Raw genomic sequence first — 15285 nt, 5'->3', positions numbered from 1 at the left:
GGGTAATGACGTTGGTGAGCGTGAGCCGTTGTCAGTCACAGGCAGCATAGTGGACAACGTTGCCTGGGGGGCGGACGGCTTTGGCAAGGTGACTGGTGTGAGCTGGAGCGGTGGCATGGCCACCATTGATGAAGGCCAGACCTCTGTGACGGTGTACTTCGATGCGAAAGGTGCCGTGCAACCTGGTGTTGCCGGTGCTGCGGCCAGTTTGTTGGTGAATGCGGATGGTTCATACACCTTCACGCTGGCAGACAACCTGCTGGTATCAGGTGAGGGAGAGAACGTAGTTAAGTTGCTGACCGATGGCTTTACCTTTGCGGCGCAGGATGGCGATGGCGACCCGGTGGTGGGTGGCATCAAGGTGAATGTGAACATCACTGATGACGTGCCGGTGGCGGTGAACGATGGCCCAGCTTGCATAATCCAGTCACCATTACCGCTAGTTAATGTGACGCTGGTTTTGGATACCTCTGGCAGCATGAAGGGGGACAAACTGGCTGCACTTAAAGCAGCGGTTGCTAACTTGGTGCAAGCTTACGCAGGGCTAGATGCCCCTATTCATGTCAATTTGGTGACCTTCGCAACGGGTTCTTCCAATGTTGGTGACTATAACTTCAACTCGGTTAGTGATTCTGGTTATATCAACCTGATAAGCGCAGTTAATGCGCTTAGCGCAGATGGATGGACTAATTATGCGGAAGCGCTTAATACAGCCAAGGCTCAAATTCTTCTTGATGTGAATAATGTCGGTGCAGATAAAGCCCAACAAAACAAGTTGTATTTTATCTCTGATGGTAATCCTGAACCTGACCCTACCGGTCAAGTTTCAGCGATAACGGCATGGCAAACATTTATTACAAATGGGAATGTTGATAACGATAATAATTCCGAAACCAATCCGTTCCAGGCGCATGCGATTGGTATTAATGTGAATACAGGTACCTACCTTAATCCAATTTCTAGTAGTGGTACTTATATTCTTGCCTCACCGGAAAATCTATCCGCTACCTTGGTTGACCTGGCAAGTGCTGGCGGTGGGGTAATCGGTAATGTATTGGCTAACGATAATTCCGGTGCTGATGGAGTAGGTCTTATTGCATCAGTCTCTGTAGGTGCTCAAACCTTTACCCTAAATGCTAGTGGTACTGATATCGATATCTTGGGTACGGGGGGGGTAACTTATAGTTTCGATAAGGATACCAAAGTATTGAGCCTCAATACAGAGCTCGGTATTCTGAAGATCGACCTGCAAGGCACCCATGTGGGGGAATATAGTTTTGTTGCCAAGGCAAATTTATCACCAGCGATCTTTGGTGATGATGGTGCAGTGAAGCAGTTGTTTACCTACACCTTGGTTGATGGGGATGGTGATAAGGCTCCTGCAAACTTGGAGGTCTGCATCCGTAGCAACCAGTCTGTTCTAGTAGTTGGCCACAATGTCAGTGATATCGATTCTTCACACGTTGCTCATCATATAGCCAGTCCGTTCGATTCGGTGACTGGAGGCGTTATTCAGGGGGTTGCGGGTAATGATGTGCTGATTGGGGATGTTGGTGGCTCCACCAGGTTACCAGGTCAAAAAGCTAACATAGTCTATGTCCTGGATAATTCTGGCAGCATGGATAGCAAAATTCCTTTTACCAATATTCAGGGGGTTACCACTAATATCAGCCGTCTTGATGCATTGAAACAATCGGTTATTGCATCTCTCAATAATCTCTATGAGTCGGGGGCTAGTGATATCAAGGTACATTTGGTCAAGTTTGGAACAAATGCACCCGTTGGCAGTACGTTCACGCTTACCGCTAATGGTACTGATAATCTTGAACAGTTGAAAAGTGCGATTGCATTTGTCAATGCAATCATGGCTAACGGGGGCTATACGAATTATGAGGCCGGCCTAGTGCAGGCCAATAATTGGATTCAATCGTCAGCCCCTGTTTTGGCTGCGGATGTGAACAAGGTGCTGTTCGTATCTGATGGTGTACCAAATCGAGCCTTGGATAATTCCGGTAGTGTCATCTCTGCCGATGCACAGACAGCCATAAAACACGTCCTTGGTACAGCAGGCAATAATGATAACGTCAGTGAGGTCGGATTGATCGAAACGGCAGGTCCAGGTACAGCACAGGCTTTTACCATTGAAGCTGTTGGCATTAATGTATCTGCTACCGCTCAAGCATTGTTAAACAATGTTGAAGGGAGCGGTGGACTCGCTGATAACGTCACTACCGCCAATCAGCTGACGGATATTATCGGTAATATTACCGGGGGGTTAATCAATGTCGCAGTAGTCGGGAATGATGCTCTGCGGGGAGGCGATGGGAACGATATCCTCTTTGGCGACAGTATTTATGCTGACAGTATCGATGGCGGTTGGGCGTCTTTTGCCGCAGCACATCCTGGAGCAACCGACAGTGAACTGAGGGCCTTGATTGCAGCAGGTCATATCTCTTTTGGTCAGGACGGTTCGGTTGGTGGCAATGACCTTCTGGATGGTGGTGCAGGTGATGACACTCTTTACGGACAGAAAGGTGACGATCTGCTGATTGGCGGTGCTGGTAGCGATACCCTGACTAGTGGCGGCGGTAAAGACACCTTTAAGTGGGGGGCTGGTGATATCGGTGGTGTGGATGTCATCAAAGACTTCACCACCGGTGATGGCGGAGATGTGCTGGATATCAGCGAGTTGCTTACCGGTGAGCAGGCCAACTCAGGATCGCTGGATGCTTATCTCAACTTCAGTAGCGATGGAGTAGGGAAATCAAGGTTGACGATTGATTTGGATGGTACGAATGGAGGAACCACCCAAGTCATAAAATTTGACAGTATTGACCTGACAACCTTGGGCAACAGTGACCTGGAGATCATTCAGAAGTTGTTGGGTGACGGTAACTTGAAGGTTGATCCGTAACCTTGTCTTGGGGCCGGGCTTGCCTGGCCCCTGTTTTTTCCCTAAGGGGATGGATAAGATAGCGGTAGTAGAGGAGAGGGGTAATCATGCAGTCATTCAACTGGGTCGACATTGATGGCATCCGTTATAGCTGGGATGGGCAGGGGAACATTACCTGTGCAGGCCAGTTTGGCTATCAGGCCTCGATCGCGGGGGATCGGCTGGATGGGATGGAGATTGAGAATGAGGCCGGTGATGTAGCGGGCTCGCTCTATGTTGACTTCGCTACGGCCTCTATCACTTATGTGCCGGTCATGGATACCGAGTCTGCCCATAACATGATTCTGGTTGGCCATCATCAGGGGCAGCAGGAGTATCCGCTGGCCAGTTTTCACTCTCCGTTGTTGCAAGATTTGCTAGGGCCATCTGATACCATTCCTTGGTCTGCGATGGAGGAGGATAGTGGTGGCACCAATATCGGACAGGCGGTGCAAGGACACGTTCTGTCGTGGGACTCGTTCCATTTCGATGATGAGGTGTTGGTCTGTGGCGCGGCTCCTGCGCTGGATATGGCAAACCAGAGCCAGGATCCCGGCAGCATGGTCACCATTAGTCTCGATCTGACCAATCAGATACTGGATCAGATCCCCCCCTTGCACGATATATAAATCCCGTAGCTGCACGGGCATAATGGCCTCAATCTTTCCGATTGAGGTTTTTTCTATGTGGCGTCCCCTTCTTACTCTTTCCGCTCTGGTTGTCAGTGCTCCGCTGCTGGCGATTGAAGTGCCGCAAGCGCCCCATCTGGTGGTGAGCGGTTATGCCGAGCAGAAGACCGAACCCGATATGCTCACCCTCAATGTGGCGGTGAGTGCACTGGATAAGCAGGGCCTCAAGGCCAAGCAGCAGGTCGATACCAAGGTCGCAGCCTTTTTCAGCCAACTGGAAGGGTTGGGGATCAAGCGCAGCGATGTCGAGGCTGGCAACCTGATGGTCTCGCCGGAATATCAGTATGGCGAGAACAAGAAGCCGGTATTGCTGGGATACCGTGCCCAGCGGCAGTTGGCGGTCAAACTCTATCAGCTCGACAAGTTGAGCCCCCTGATGGATACCGCACTCAAAGCCGGGTTGGAGTCCGTATCCCAGATTGAGTACGGGTTGAAATCGCCGCAGGTCATCAAGGAGCAGGCCCGTTTGAATGCCGTTGAGGATGCCAAAACTAAGGCTGAATCTCTGGCCAAGGCGTTCGGGATGAAGCTTGGCAAGGTCTACAGTGTGGAGTACCGCAATGCTTCGCCCATTACCGCCTACAGCCGCAACCTGAAGGTGGTGCAGGCCATGGCGATGGCTGCTCCCGCGGCGGATATGGCGGACAACAGTTATCAACAACAGCAGATCACGGTAAGCGATAATATCGAGGCTGTTTTCTTGCTGGAGTGATACCCGTCGTTTAAGTCCAGTCATGAACAACCCCGCCATTTGCTGCGGGGTTTTTATTGCGCATCGATGCAGATATAAAAAAGCCGACGCTCGTGTTTACTTAATCGAGCATCGGCTTTTTGTTGCGCTGGGTTTATCAGGCGGTCACTGCATCAGCCTTGGTCGCTTCCGGCGCCGGGTTGCGGATGAGGTAATCAAACGCACCCAGTGCGGCGGTGGCGCCAGCACCCATGGAGATGATGATCTGCTTGAACGGTACCGTGGTGGCATCCCCTGCGGCGTAGACGCCGGGCAGGGAGGTCGCGCCCTTGGTATCGATCTCGATCTCGCCAAAGCGGGTCAGGGCAATCTCGCTCCCTTTCAGGAACTCGGTGTTCGGTACCAGGCCGATCTGGACGAAGATACCCGCCACCGCCAGGTGTTTGATCTCACCGGTGGTGCGATCTTCGTAGTCCATACCGACCACCTTGCTGCCATCACCGATCACTTCGGTGGTGCGCGCGCTCATGATGATGTCGATATTGCCCATGGAGCGCGCCTTCTTCTGCAGCACTTCATCGGCACGCAGGGTGTCGGCGAACTCCACCACAGTCACATGCTCGACGATGCCAGCCAGATCGATGGCCGCCTCGATACCGGAGTTACCGCCACCGATCACCGCCACTCGCTTGCCCTTGAAGAAGGGACCATCGCAGTGCGGGCAGTAGGCCACGCCCTTGGTGCGGTACTCAAGCTCGCCCGGTACGTTCAGATCACGCCAGCGGGCACCGGTAGCCAGGATCACGGCGCGGCTCTTCAAGGTGGCACCAGAGGCGAGATCCACGTTCACATATCCATCTTTGCTGATGGCGGCGGCGCGCTGTTCGGTGATCAGTTCCACGCCGTACTCTTTGGCGTGCTGCTCCAGGCTGGCGGCCAGTTTGGGGCCTTCGGTGTAGGGCACGGAGATAAAGTTCTCGATACCGATGGTGTCCATCACCTGACCACCGAAACGCTCGGCAACGATGGCGGTGCGAATGCCTTTACGGGCGGCATAGATGGCCGCTGCGGCGCCAGCCGGGCCACCACCGACCACCAGTACATCGTAGGGATCTTTCTCATTCAGCTCGGCAGCCTTGCGCTCGGCGGCGCCGGTGTCGAGTTTGGCGACGATCTCTTCCAGCGAGATACGGCCCTGGCTGAACGGTTGGCCGTTCAGGTAGACATTCGGTACCGCCATGATTTGACGCTCGGCAACCTCTTCCTGGAACAGGGCGCCGTCGATCATGGTGTGGGTGATGCCGGGGTTCAGGGTCGCCATCAGGTTGAGGGCCTGTACTACGTCCGGGCAGTTGTGGCAGGAGAGGGAGATATAGGTCTCGAAGTGGAACTCACCCTTGAGATTGCGGATCTGCTCCTGCACAGCCGCATCGGCCTTGGAGGGGTGGCCGCCGCTTTGCAGCAGGGCGAGCACCAGAGAGGTAAATTCATGACCCATGGGGATGCCGGCAAAGTGAACGCGCGGGGCTTGGCCCTGCGGCGCGACACTCATGGAAGGCTTGCGAGCGGCAGTGCCAGAGGTCTGGGTGATCTTGGGGGACATCTCGGCGATCTCGCTGGCCAGTGCCAGCAGCTCTGCAGATTTGTCGCTGTCGTTGCCGGACACGCTGATCTCGATGGGATTGACGATGTACTGCAGATAGGTGTTCAGCTGTTGTTTGAGGTTGGTATCCAACATGGTCGAATTCCTTCTTGTGATTGCGGGTCGGCGTGAGATGTAAGCCGGAAAGCAGACCGGCGCCTTTGCTTGGGGCCGGAAACAAAACCGGCCCTTATACGGGCCGGTCTTGGAAGCGGGAGGCTTAGATCTTGCCTACCAGGTCCAGGGACGGGGCCAGAGTGGCTTCGCCTTCTTTCCATTTAGCCGGGCACACTTCACCCGGGTGGGAAGCAACGTACTGGGCCGCTTTGACTTTGCGCAGCAGTTCCAGTGCGTCACGGCCGATGCCGCCAGCGTTGATCTCGACGATCTGGATGATGCCCTGCGGGTCAATTACGAAGGTACCGCGGTCAGCCAGACCAGCTTCTTCGATCATCACGCCGAAGTTGCGGGTGATGGTACCAGTCGGGTCACCAATCATCGGGTACTGGATCTTCTGAATGGTGTCAGAAGTGTCGTGCCATGCTTTGTGAGTGAAGTGGGTATCGGTAGAGACAGAGTAGATCTCGACGCCCAGTTTCTGGAATTCAGCGTAGTTGTCAGCCAGGTCGCCCAGCTCGGTCGGGCAAACGAAGGTGAAGTCAGCCGGGTAGAAGAAGACCACGGACCACTTGCCTTTCAGGTCAGCGTCAGACACCTGAACGAATTTGCCATTGTGGTAGGCGGTAGCATTGAACGGCTTGATTTCAGTGTTGATGTAGGTAGACATGTAATTGCTCCTTGGTGATGTACATATGCCGGTCTGGTGTTGAAGAGTCTTGCCAGACGAGGCGCTTAACTTTCGATGGATTCATCATAGGGGCTTCCGTTAATCGATAAAAGCCGCAATTTTGAATCGCTTAAATCTACTTATTAGATAACCCACTATGGCTGTACCTAACATGAATATCTCAGGCCTACTGAGATAACTCCTTGTCGTGGTTCAATATCTGTGCGCTACATCGCCTTTTCAAGGCATAAGAAAGGGTGTGCAGAGCCACGATGACGCGATGAGATAAACGGTGGTGCAAACAGGTGAGGCCGCTGCTCGCAGCGATGGAGATGTGCTGACAAGGGGGAGAGCAGAAAACGCGGATAAAAAAATCCCGGCGCTATCGCAACGACAGGGCCGGGTCATCAAACAAGGAATGGCTATATAAACAAATGCTTTACAGCAAAGACTAACTACGGGGTGTGCAAACTTGCAGACATATGAGAGGAAGATAATGGGTGCACAATCCCTCGTCTCCCCCTCGGCAACTATTGCATGAGAGGGATGATAGTGTGACGCAGATCACAAGGCAAGCATTTGGTGTAATTTTTCAATCAAAATGAAAGTGTTTCATCATTTCAGCTTATTTTGACGGCTGAAAACGCTTTTATTGTAATTTAATTACAGCCAGATCTATCAAAAGTCGATAGGTGGTTCCTGCTCTTCCATCAATTCCAGCAGGTTGATGGCCACGGCAATAAAGTCCGACTCGGTGACAATGCCGATCAGCTTGCGTCCTTTGAGTACCGGCAGGCAGCCATATCTGTGCCGCTGCAGATAAAGTGCCGCCTCCTTGATGCCGGCGTGAGGATCTACGCTCGCCACTTGCCGTGTCATGATCTCGTCGAGTTGTACGCTGTCGGTAAATTCGGCTTCCCGCTCCGGGCTGATGAGCAGCAGCTTGGATTCCCGGGTGGCCAGGATATCGGTGAGGGTCACCAGCCCCAGCAGGTGGTGCTGCTCGTCGACGATGGGAATGTGGCGGATCCGCTCCTGCTGCATCAGGTCCATCGCCTGTTTGACACTGTTTGACGGACCCAGAGTGAAGGGATGTTCGGTCATGATTTCGGATAGGGTCATCATGGTGGGCCTCCTTGTGTATCTGCTTTCACCCTAGCCCAGCCCCAACTGGCAAAACATGATCAGGGTCAATACAGAACATTAAAGAATCATTAACCGGATGTGTGTCTCAATATTGCTCGCTACCCCTTGTCTCTCTTGGGTTTTTGGTCTTTTGGGTTGCCTTGGAAGATGGGGATAACTAGACTAGCCGCCGATTCCCCCCGAGGTGAAAGATGCAAGTATCCGATTTTCATTTTGATCTGCCAGACGAGCTGATTGCCCGCTATCCGATGGCAGAGCGTACCGCCAGCCGCCTGTTGCAGCTCGATGGTCAAACTGGCGCCCTGCGCCACGGTCAATTTGTGGATGTGCTGGATCAGCTCAATCCAGGTGACCTGCTGGTATTCAATAACACCCGTGTCATTCCGGCGCGCATGTTTGGCCAGAAGGCCAGCGGCGGCAAGCTGGAGGTACTGGTCGAGCGCATTCTGGACGAGCACAGCGTGCTGGCCCATGTCCGTGCCTCCAAGGCGCCCAAGCCCGGCACCCGGATGATCATGGATGGTGGTGTGGAGGCAGAGATGTGCGCCCGCCACGATGCCCTGTTCGAGATCCACTTCCTCGACCCGCGTCCGGTGCTGGAGATTTTGGAGGCCATCGGCCACATGCCGCTGCCCCCCTATATCGACCGTCCCGACGAGGATGCTGACAAGGAGCGCTACCAGACCGTTTACAATCAAAAACCGGGGGCTGTCGCTGCGCCGACCGCCGGCCTGCACTTTGATGAGCCGCTGCTTGAGAAAATTCGGGCCAAAGGGGTTGAAACGGCCTTCGTCACCCTGCATGTAGGGGCGGGGACCTTCCAGCCGGTGCGGGTTGAGAAGATTGAAGATCACCACATGCACTCCGAGTATGCGGAAGTGCCGCAAGAGGTGGTAGATGCCATCGCGGCCACCCGTGCCCGTGGTGGTCGGGTGATTGCCGTTGGCACCACCTCGGTCCGTTCGCTGGAGAGCGCGGCCAAGGTCACCCTGGCGCAGGGCAAACCGCTAGCGCCCTTCTTTAGTGACACCGATATCTTCATCTTCCCTGGTTACAAGTTCCAGATTGTCGATGCCATGGTCACCAACTTCCATCTGCCGGAGTCGACCCTGATCATGCTGGTCAGCGCCTTTGCCGGTTATGACAACGTGATGGCGGCCTATCAGGCAGCCGTGGCCGGGCAGTACCGTTTCTTCAGCTACGGGGACGCCATGTTCGTCACCCGTCGCCAGGTTGAAGCATAAGCTTCAGCTTATTTACCGGGCCGTGCGCGGCCCTCCTATTGTCAGACTGTTTATCTGACGCAGCCGAGGTAGCAATGAAATTTGAACTGAAAACCACCGACGGCCGTGCCCGTCGCGGTCAACTGGTCTTTGAACGTGGTGTGGTACAAACGCCGGCCTTTATGCCGGTCGGGACTTACGGCACCGTCAAGGGGATGACCCCGGAAGAAGTGCGTGAAACCGGCGCCCAGATCCTGCTGGGTAACACCTTCCACCTCTGGCTGCGTCCGGGTCAGGAAGTGATGCGTGCCCACGGCGATCTGCATGACTTCATGAACTGGCAGGGCCCGATCCTGACCGACTCCGGTGGTTTCCAGGTGTTCAGCCTGGGCCATATTCGCAAGATCACCGAAGCGGGCGTCCACTTCCGTCACCCCATCAATGGTGAGAAGATCTTCCTCGACCCCGAGAAGTCCATGGAGATCCAGTACGATCTGGGCTCCGATATCGTGATGATCTTCGACGAGTGCACCCCGTACCCGGCCACTTATGAAGAAGCGCGCAAGTCCATGGAGATGTCTCTGCGCTGGGGCAAGCGCTCCCGCGACAAGTTTGATGCGCTGGGCAACAAGAACGCCCTGTTCGGCATCATTCAGGGCTCGGTCTACGAAGATCTGCGTGATGTCTCCCTCAAGGGGCTGCTGGAGATCGGTTTCGACGGTTATGCGGTCGGTGGTCTGGCCGTGGGCGAACCCAAAGAGGACATGCACCGCATCCTCGAGCACGTCTGCCCGAAAATTCCGGCTGACAAGCCGCGCTACCTGATGGGTGTCGGCAAGCCGGAAGATCTGGTGGAAGGGGTGCGCCGTGGTATCGACATGTTCGACTGCGTCATGCCGACCCGCAACGCCCGCAACGGCCACCTGTTCACCACCGATGGCGTAGTGAAGATCCGCAATGCCCAGCACCGCAACGACACCAGCACCCTGGATGCCGAATGCGATTGCTACACCTGCAAGAACTACAGCCGCAGCTACCTGCACCATCTGGACAAGTGCAACGAGATCCTCGGTGCCCGTCTGAATACGATTCATAACCTGCGTTATTACCAGCGTGTGATGCAGGGTTTGCGGGACGCGATCGAGCAGGGTAAATTAGACGACTTTGTAACAGAGTTTTACCGTCGGCAAGGGAAGCCTGTGCCTCCGTTAGCTGAAAATGACGTTAAATAACAACAACATATAATTTTGTTTTTTTAAATCTACATCAATAAGAGGTTGTTAAATGAGCATTATCTCCAAGGCGTATGCAGAAGGCGCAACACCGGGTGCACAGGGTGGTGGTATGGAAATGATCATCATGCTGGCCGTATTCGGCCTGATCTTCTACTTCATGATCTATCGTCCCCAGGCCAAGCGTGCCAAGGATCACCGCAATCTGATGAGCTCCTTGTCCAAGGGTGATGAAGTGCTCACTTCCGGTGGCCTGGTTGGCAAAATTGCCAAAGTGGCTGCAGACAGCGATTACCTGGTGATCGCCCTGAACGACCAGACTCAAGTCACCATCAAAAAGGACTTCGTCTCTGCCGTTCTGCCCAAGGGTTCTATCCAGTCCCTTTAATCTCCCAAGGAGCACAGCGTGTTGAATCGCTATCCGCTGTGGAAATACCTGATGGTGATCCTGGTGATCGCCATCGGTTTTCTATATGCAGCCCCCAATCTTTACGGCGAAGATCCGGCTTTGCAGGTTTCTGCCAGCCGTGGTGCCGAAGTCAAGCTAGATACTCTTGATCTGGTGAAAGAGACCCTTGAAGCGGCCAAGATCCCGGTCAAACATGCTGCATTCGAGCACGGTTTTATCCTGATCCGTTTCAAGAACACCGAAGACCAGCTGAAGGCGCGCGATATCGTTGCCAACAAGCTGGGCGACAACTTCATTACCGCACTCAACCTGGCACCTTCCACTCCCGCCTGGCTCGAAGCCATCGGTGCGGCGCCTCTGAAGCTGGGTCTTGATCTGCGCGGTGGTGTGCACTTCCTGATGGAAGTGGACATGGCCGAAGCACTGACCAAGCAGCAAGAGCAGATGGTGCAGGATTTCCGCTCCGAGCTGCGCACCCAGAAGATCCGTTACTCCGGCGTACGCCGGGTCGGAGATCAGGTGCAGGTGATCTTCCGTGACGAAGCCGATCAGGAACGCGCCGTTTCTCATCTGCGTCGTCAGAACCCTGATTTGACTTTCACTACCGAGCAGAAAGGGGATGAGTTCATCCTGCTGGCTGGTCTGAGCGAAGCCAAGATCAAGGAAGTGAAGAAGTACGCCCTCGAGCAGAACATCACCATCATCCGTAACCGGGTCAACGAACTGGGCGTGGCCGAGCCGTTGGTACAACAGCAAGGCGCCGAGCGCATTGTCGTTGAACTGCCCGGTATTCAGGATACTGCTCGCGCCAAGGAGATACTGGGGGCAACCGCTACCCTGGAATTCCACATGGTCGATGAGACTGCCGACATCCAGGCTGCGGCCGATGGCCGTGTCCCGCCCAGCTCCAAGGTCTACAACGATCGCAATGGTCGTCCCGTGGTGCTGCAAAAGCGGGTGATCCTGACCGGTGACCACATCGTGGGTGCCCAGTCCGGTTTCGACGAGTACAGCCGTCCCCAGGTCAACATCAAGCTGGATGGCCAGGGTGGCAACAAGATGGCCAACTTTACCAAGGATAACGTCGGTAAAGGGATGGCGACCGTCTTCATCGAGTACAAGCCGGTCGGTCAACCGGGTCCGGATGGCAAGCGCAAGTTCCGCAAGCAGGAGGAGGTGATCAACGTCGCCACCATCCAGTCGCGTCTTGGCAGCCAGTTCCGTATCACAGGTATCGACAACGCCAACGAAGCCCACAACCTGGCGCTGCTGCTGCGTGCCGGTGCCCTGATCGCCCCGATCCAGATCGTGGAAGAGCGCACCATTGGCCCGAGCCTGGGTCAACAGAACATTGACAGCGGTATGGAAGCCATCGGCTGGGCCATGCTGGTGATCGTGCTGTTCATGGGGATCTACTACCGTGCGTTCGGCTGGGTTGCCAACCTGGCGCTCTGTATGAACCTGGTGTTGATTGTCGGCATCATGTCGATGATCCCGGGGGCCACCATGACATTGCCGGGTATCGCCGGTATCGTCTTGACGCTTGGTATGGCGGTGGATGCCAACGTGCTGATCTACGAGCGTATTCGTGAAGAGATCCGCAACGGTCGGGGTGTTCAGCAAGCCATCCATCTGGGCTTTGATCGAGCATTCTCCACCATCGCCGACTCCAACGTGACCTCGCTGATCACCTGCGTGATCCTGTTCGGTATCGGTACTGGCGCCATCAAGGGCTTTGCCCTGACGCTGGGCATTGGTCTGACCGCCTCCATGTTTACTGCCATCACAGTTTCCCGTGCCATTATCAACCTGGCTTGGGGTGGACGGCGTATCGACAAGCTGCCCATCTGAGGATAGAGAGATGTTTCAGATTCTACATTTTGAAAAACCGATCCCGTTTATGCGCTATGCCAAGCCGGGTGTGGTTTTCTCTTCCGTGCTGATGGTGGTAGCCCTGTTCTTCCTGTTTGATCGGGGGCTGAACTGGGGTCTGGACTTTACCGGTGGTACCACTATCGAGGTGGGGTTCCAGCAGTCGGTGAGCCTGGACAAGATCCATGACGCTCTGGAAGAGCAGAAGATTGAAGGGGCAACCCTGCAACACTTTGGCTCCAGCCGTGACGTGCTTTTCCGCCTGACCCCGAAAGAGGGGGTCAAGGTAGAACAACAGGGTAACGAAGTGCTGGCGGCGGCCAAGCAGCTCGACGAGGGCGCAGTGCTCAAACGCGTCGAGTTTGTCGGCCCTTCCGTGGGTGATGAACTGGCGACAGACGGTGCGTTGGCCATGCTGGCCTCCATCCTCTGTATCCTGGCCTACGTGGCAGTGCGTTTCGAATGGCGTCTGGCGCTGGGGGGCATTCTCTCCCTGGTGCACGACGTGGTGATCACGTTGGGTGTCTTTGCCTACTTCCAGTACGAGTTCGACCTGACTGTACTGGCGGCACTGATGACCCTGGTGGGTTACTCCCTGAACGATACTATCGTGGTGTTCGACCGCTTGCGGGAGAACTTCCGCAAGGTGCGTAAAGGGGATACCGAGTACATTCTGGATCTCTCCATGACCGAGACCCTGAGTCGTACCATCATCACCTCCGGCCTTACCTTTATCGTGGTGCTGGCGCTGCTGCTCAAGGGCGGTGCGTTGATCCACGGTTTTGCCGTGGCCATGGTGATCGGTGTGGCGTTCGGTACCTACTCCTCCATCTATGTGGCGAGTGCGTTTGCCATGTTCCTCGGCGTCAAGCGCGAGCACATGCTGCCCACCCAGGTAGAGAAAGAGGGTGCGGACCAACAGGAAATCCTGCCGTAACAGTGAAGAGCGCCTCATGGCGCTCTTTTCTTATCTCTGCGTGTCGTTTGCTGACGCACATGATTTAAACAACAGGAGTTTGTCATGCATCACAATCCCCGTTTTTTGGCGCTGGTTGATGGGATCCGCTCCCGCATCATCGAAACCGATGTTCACCAGATCAAGCGCTGGCAGGATGAAGGGCGCACGTTTCACCTAATCGATGTGCGGGAAGAGAGCGAGTGGGCCAAAGGCCATCTGCCCGGTGCCCGATATCTGGGTCGTGGCGTGATTGAGCGGGATATCGAGACCCAGTTCCCGGATCTTGAGACCGAGCTCTACCTCTATTGTGGTGGTGGTTTTCGCTCCATTCTGGCTGCGGACAACCTGCAACAGATGGGTTATCGCAAGGTGATCAGCGTCGACGGCGGCTTTCGCGGTTGGTGCGATGCCGGATACCCTGTCGAATCCTGATTTATTTGAGGTAGAGGGGCACAGCTACATGACAAAGCGGCAGTTGACCTTTACCATATGCGGGGTCAAGCGTAAGCGTCGGAGTGTTCATTGAACGTCAGGAAAGGGATTGGATACCTCCTCGGTATCCTGTTGTTGCTTCCCATGTGGGGTTGCAGCAGTAGCAGTCAGGTTAACACCCCCAAGGTTCCCAAGCCGCAGCCTGCTTCACTTGTGTTGGCGACCCCCCTGCAGGTCTCCTACCAGAGTGAGCTGGCGCTCGCCCGACTCGGGCAGATGCTCAGTGAAATGGAACTGACCACCGAGCAACGGGCAGAGTTGTTCTATGAGCGTGCCGTGGTGTTTGATCGGGTTGGTCTGCGTTCCCTCGCGCGGCTCGATTTCAACCGTGCCCTGCGGGAGAAACCGGATTTCGCCGAAGCCTATAACTTCATCGGCGTCTATCTGGTACAGCAGCAGAATTACGACGAAGCCTATGATGCGTTCGATTCCGCCCTCGAACTGGCGCCGGACTATGACTATGCCTATCTCAACCGTGGCATCGCCCTCTATTACGGTAACCGTCCCGAGCTGGCCGCGGCCGATATGAAGCGTTTCTACGAGGCACAGCCGGAAGACCCCTATCGGGTGATCTGGCTCTATCTGGCTGAGCAGAAACTCGACCCGTCGGCCGCCATGAGCCGGATGCGCGAGCGTCTCAACAAGTACGATGACGACGCCTGGAACTGGGATCTGGTTCGCCTCTATACCGGCGAGATCAACGCTTCCCAGCTGATGGGCAACGTGGTGAAAGGGGTGAAGGATAACCGGGAGCTTGCCGAGCGCCTGTGTGAAACCTACTTCTATCTGGGCAAGTTCGAGCTGGGCAAAGGTAACCGCAAGGAAGCCATCAGCTACTTCAAGCTGGCATTATCCAACAACGTCTATGACTTCATCGAGCACCGCTATGCGTTGCTGGAGCTGGAGTTGATGGCGCGCAAGCCCTTGCCGCCAGGTGCCCAGAGCGCTCGTAACAAGGGTGATCAGCCCTCCTGATCTACTGCCAGATAGTGGTAAAAAAGGCCTCGCGATGAGGCCTTTTTGTTGGGCGTGTCCCGTCCTGAATATGGTTTACACCTTTCCCCCCAATAAATGGAGAACCCGATGGGACAAGGTGTGAAACGGACACAGCGCGATGACTCGCTGACTTTTAAACTGGCACTGGTCGAGCAGATTGAAAAAGGCGAGCTCACCTACAAACAGGCTCAGGTGCGTTATGGCATTCAGGGCCGC

The 15285-nt window shown here is 55.0% G+C and carries 13 protein-coding genes and 1 pseudogene; 11 read left to right on the top strand and 3 right to left on the bottom strand.

All coding sequences use genetic code 11. From position 1 onward, the window contains the following. Nucleotides 1-49: 49 nt before the first annotated feature. From AB5Y76_RS06665 to AB5Y76_RS06655, 3 genes are all read left to right on the top strand, one after another. Nucleotides 50-2914: a VWA domain-containing protein gene (locus AB5Y76_RS06665; RefSeq protein ID WP_368177697.1), complete on the top strand. Its 2865-nt coding sequence runs from the start codon at nucleotides 50-52 to the stop codon at nucleotides 2912-2914. Nucleotides 2915-3000: 86 nt separating this feature from the next. Then, on the top strand, nucleotides 3001-3561 hold the full coding sequence (locus tag AB5Y76_RS06660) for a hypothetical protein (RefSeq protein WP_103251717.1): 561 nt from the start codon (nucleotides 3001-3003) through the stop codon (nucleotides 3559-3561). Nucleotides 3562-3616: 55 nt separating this feature from the next. Next, on the top strand, nucleotides 3617-4333 hold the full coding sequence (locus AB5Y76_RS06655; protein ID WP_005337338.1) for an SIMPL domain-containing protein: 717 nt from the start codon (nucleotides 3617-3619) through the stop codon (nucleotides 4331-4333). 136 nt (nucleotides 4334-4469) lie between these two features. Here AB5Y76_RS06655 and ahpF read toward each other — a convergent pair whose 3' ends face one another. From ahpF to AB5Y76_RS06640, 3 genes are all read right to left on the bottom strand, one after another. Then, nucleotides 4470-6050: an alkyl hydroperoxide reductase subunit F gene (gene ahpF / locus AB5Y76_RS06650; RefSeq protein WP_263719262.1), complete on the bottom strand. Its 1581-nt coding sequence runs from the start codon at nucleotides 6048-6050 to the stop codon at nucleotides 4470-4472. A gap of 124 nt (nucleotides 6051-6174) precedes the next feature. Beyond that, nucleotides 6175-6741 (bottom strand): alkyl hydroperoxide reductase subunit C, encoded by a 567-nt coding sequence (gene ahpC, locus AB5Y76_RS06645; protein ID WP_005337335.1) that lies wholly within the window; start codon nucleotides 6739-6741, stop codon nucleotides 6175-6177. Between the two features lie 678 nt (nucleotides 6742-7419). Then, nucleotides 7420-7866, bottom strand: a complete 447-nt coding sequence (locus AB5Y76_RS06640; protein ID WP_041235032.1) for a CBS domain-containing protein — start codon at nucleotides 7864-7866, stop codon at nucleotides 7420-7422. A gap of 212 nt (nucleotides 7867-8078) precedes the next feature. Here AB5Y76_RS06640 and queA point away from each other — a divergent pair, with 212 nt between their 5' ends. The 8 genes and pseudogenes from queA to AB5Y76_RS06600 all read left to right on the top strand — a co-directional run. Next, nucleotides 8079-9131: a tRNA preQ1(34) S-adenosylmethionine ribosyltransferase-isomerase QueA gene (queA, locus tag AB5Y76_RS06635; RefSeq protein WP_263719261.1), complete on the top strand. Its 1053-nt coding sequence runs from the start codon at nucleotides 8079-8081 to the stop codon at nucleotides 9129-9131. A gap of 74 nt (nucleotides 9132-9205) precedes the next feature. Continuing rightward, nucleotides 9206-10342 carry a tRNA guanosine(34) transglycosylase Tgt gene (gene tgt / locus AB5Y76_RS06630; protein WP_005337329.1) on the top strand — a complete coding sequence of 379 codons (1137 nt, stop codon included), beginning with the start codon at nucleotides 9206-9208 and terminating at the stop codon, nucleotides 10340-10342. Nucleotides 10343-10394: 52 nt separating this feature from the next. Continuing rightward, nucleotides 10395-10730 carry a preprotein translocase subunit YajC gene (yajC, locus tag AB5Y76_RS06625; protein WP_263719260.1) on the top strand — a complete coding sequence of 112 codons (336 nt, stop codon included), beginning with the start codon at nucleotides 10395-10397 and terminating at the stop codon, nucleotides 10728-10730. 18 nt (nucleotides 10731-10748) lie between these two features. Beyond that, entirely contained in the window at nucleotides 10749-12602 is a 1854-nt protein-coding gene (gene secD, locus AB5Y76_RS06620) for a protein translocase subunit SecD (RefSeq protein WP_005337324.1), read from the top strand. Between the two features lie 10 nt (nucleotides 12603-12612). Then, the gene (secF, locus tag AB5Y76_RS06615) at nucleotides 12613-13560 is read left to right on the top strand and encodes a protein translocase subunit SecF (RefSeq protein WP_005337322.1); all 948 of its coding nucleotides are present in this window, start codon (nucleotides 12613-12615) and stop codon (nucleotides 13558-13560) included. Nucleotides 13561-13644: 84 nt separating this feature from the next. Beyond that, nucleotides 13645-14013, top strand: coding sequence for a rhodanese-like domain-containing protein (locus tag AB5Y76_RS06610; RefSeq protein WP_263719259.1), 369 nt, complete (start codon nucleotides 13645-13647; stop codon nucleotides 14011-14013). Between the two features lie 90 nt (nucleotides 14014-14103). Further along, a complete protein-coding gene (gene nlpI / locus AB5Y76_RS06605) occupies nucleotides 14104-15048 on the top strand; it encodes a lipoprotein NlpI (protein WP_005351017.1) in 945 nt (314 codons plus the stop codon). 108 nt (nucleotides 15049-15156) lie between these two features. After that, a pseudogene (locus AB5Y76_RS06600) lies at nucleotides 15157-15285 on the top strand (IS3 family transposase); the annotation flags it as partial.

The organism is Aeromonas sp. R1-2, assembly GCF_040908505.1.
Taxonomy (GTDB): Bacteria; Pseudomonadota; Gammaproteobacteria; order Enterobacterales; family Aeromonadaceae; genus Aeromonas; species Aeromonas veronii.
Note: the sequence above shows the minus strand (reverse complement) of the source record. Positions and strands in the feature narration are given on the sequence as shown.

Coding starts and splice junctions, on each gene's coding strand:
- AB5Y76_RS06660 (WP_103251717.1), top strand. CDS start 3,001: ATGCAGTCATTCAACTGGGTCGACATTGATGGCATCCGTTATAGCTGG.
- AB5Y76_RS06655 (WP_005337338.1), top strand. CDS start 3,617: ATGTGGCGTCCCCTTCTTACTCTTTCCGCTCTGGTTGTCAGTGCTCCG.
- ahpF (WP_263719262.1), bottom strand. CDS start 6,050: ATGTTGGATACCAACCTCAAACAACAGCTGAACACCTATCTGCAGTAC.
- ahpC (WP_005337335.1), bottom strand. CDS start 6,741: ATGTCTACCTACATCAACACTGAAATCAAGCCGTTCAATGCTACCGCC.
- AB5Y76_RS06640 (WP_041235032.1), bottom strand. CDS start 7,866: ATGATGACCCTATCCGAAATCATGACCGAACATCCCTTCACTCTGGGT.
- queA (WP_263719261.1), top strand. CDS start 8,079: ATGCAAGTATCCGATTTTCATTTTGATCTGCCAGACGAGCTGATTGCC.
- tgt (WP_005337329.1), top strand. CDS start 9,206: ATGAAATTTGAACTGAAAACCACCGACGGCCGTGCCCGTCGCGGTCAA.
- yajC (WP_263719260.1), top strand. CDS start 10,395: ATGAGCATTATCTCCAAGGCGTATGCAGAAGGCGCAACACCGGGTGCA.
- secF (WP_005337322.1), top strand. CDS start 12,613: ATGTTTCAGATTCTACATTTTGAAAAACCGATCCCGTTTATGCGCTAT.
- AB5Y76_RS06610 (WP_263719259.1), top strand. CDS start 13,645: ATGCATCACAATCCCCGTTTTTTGGCGCTGGTTGATGGGATCCGCTCC.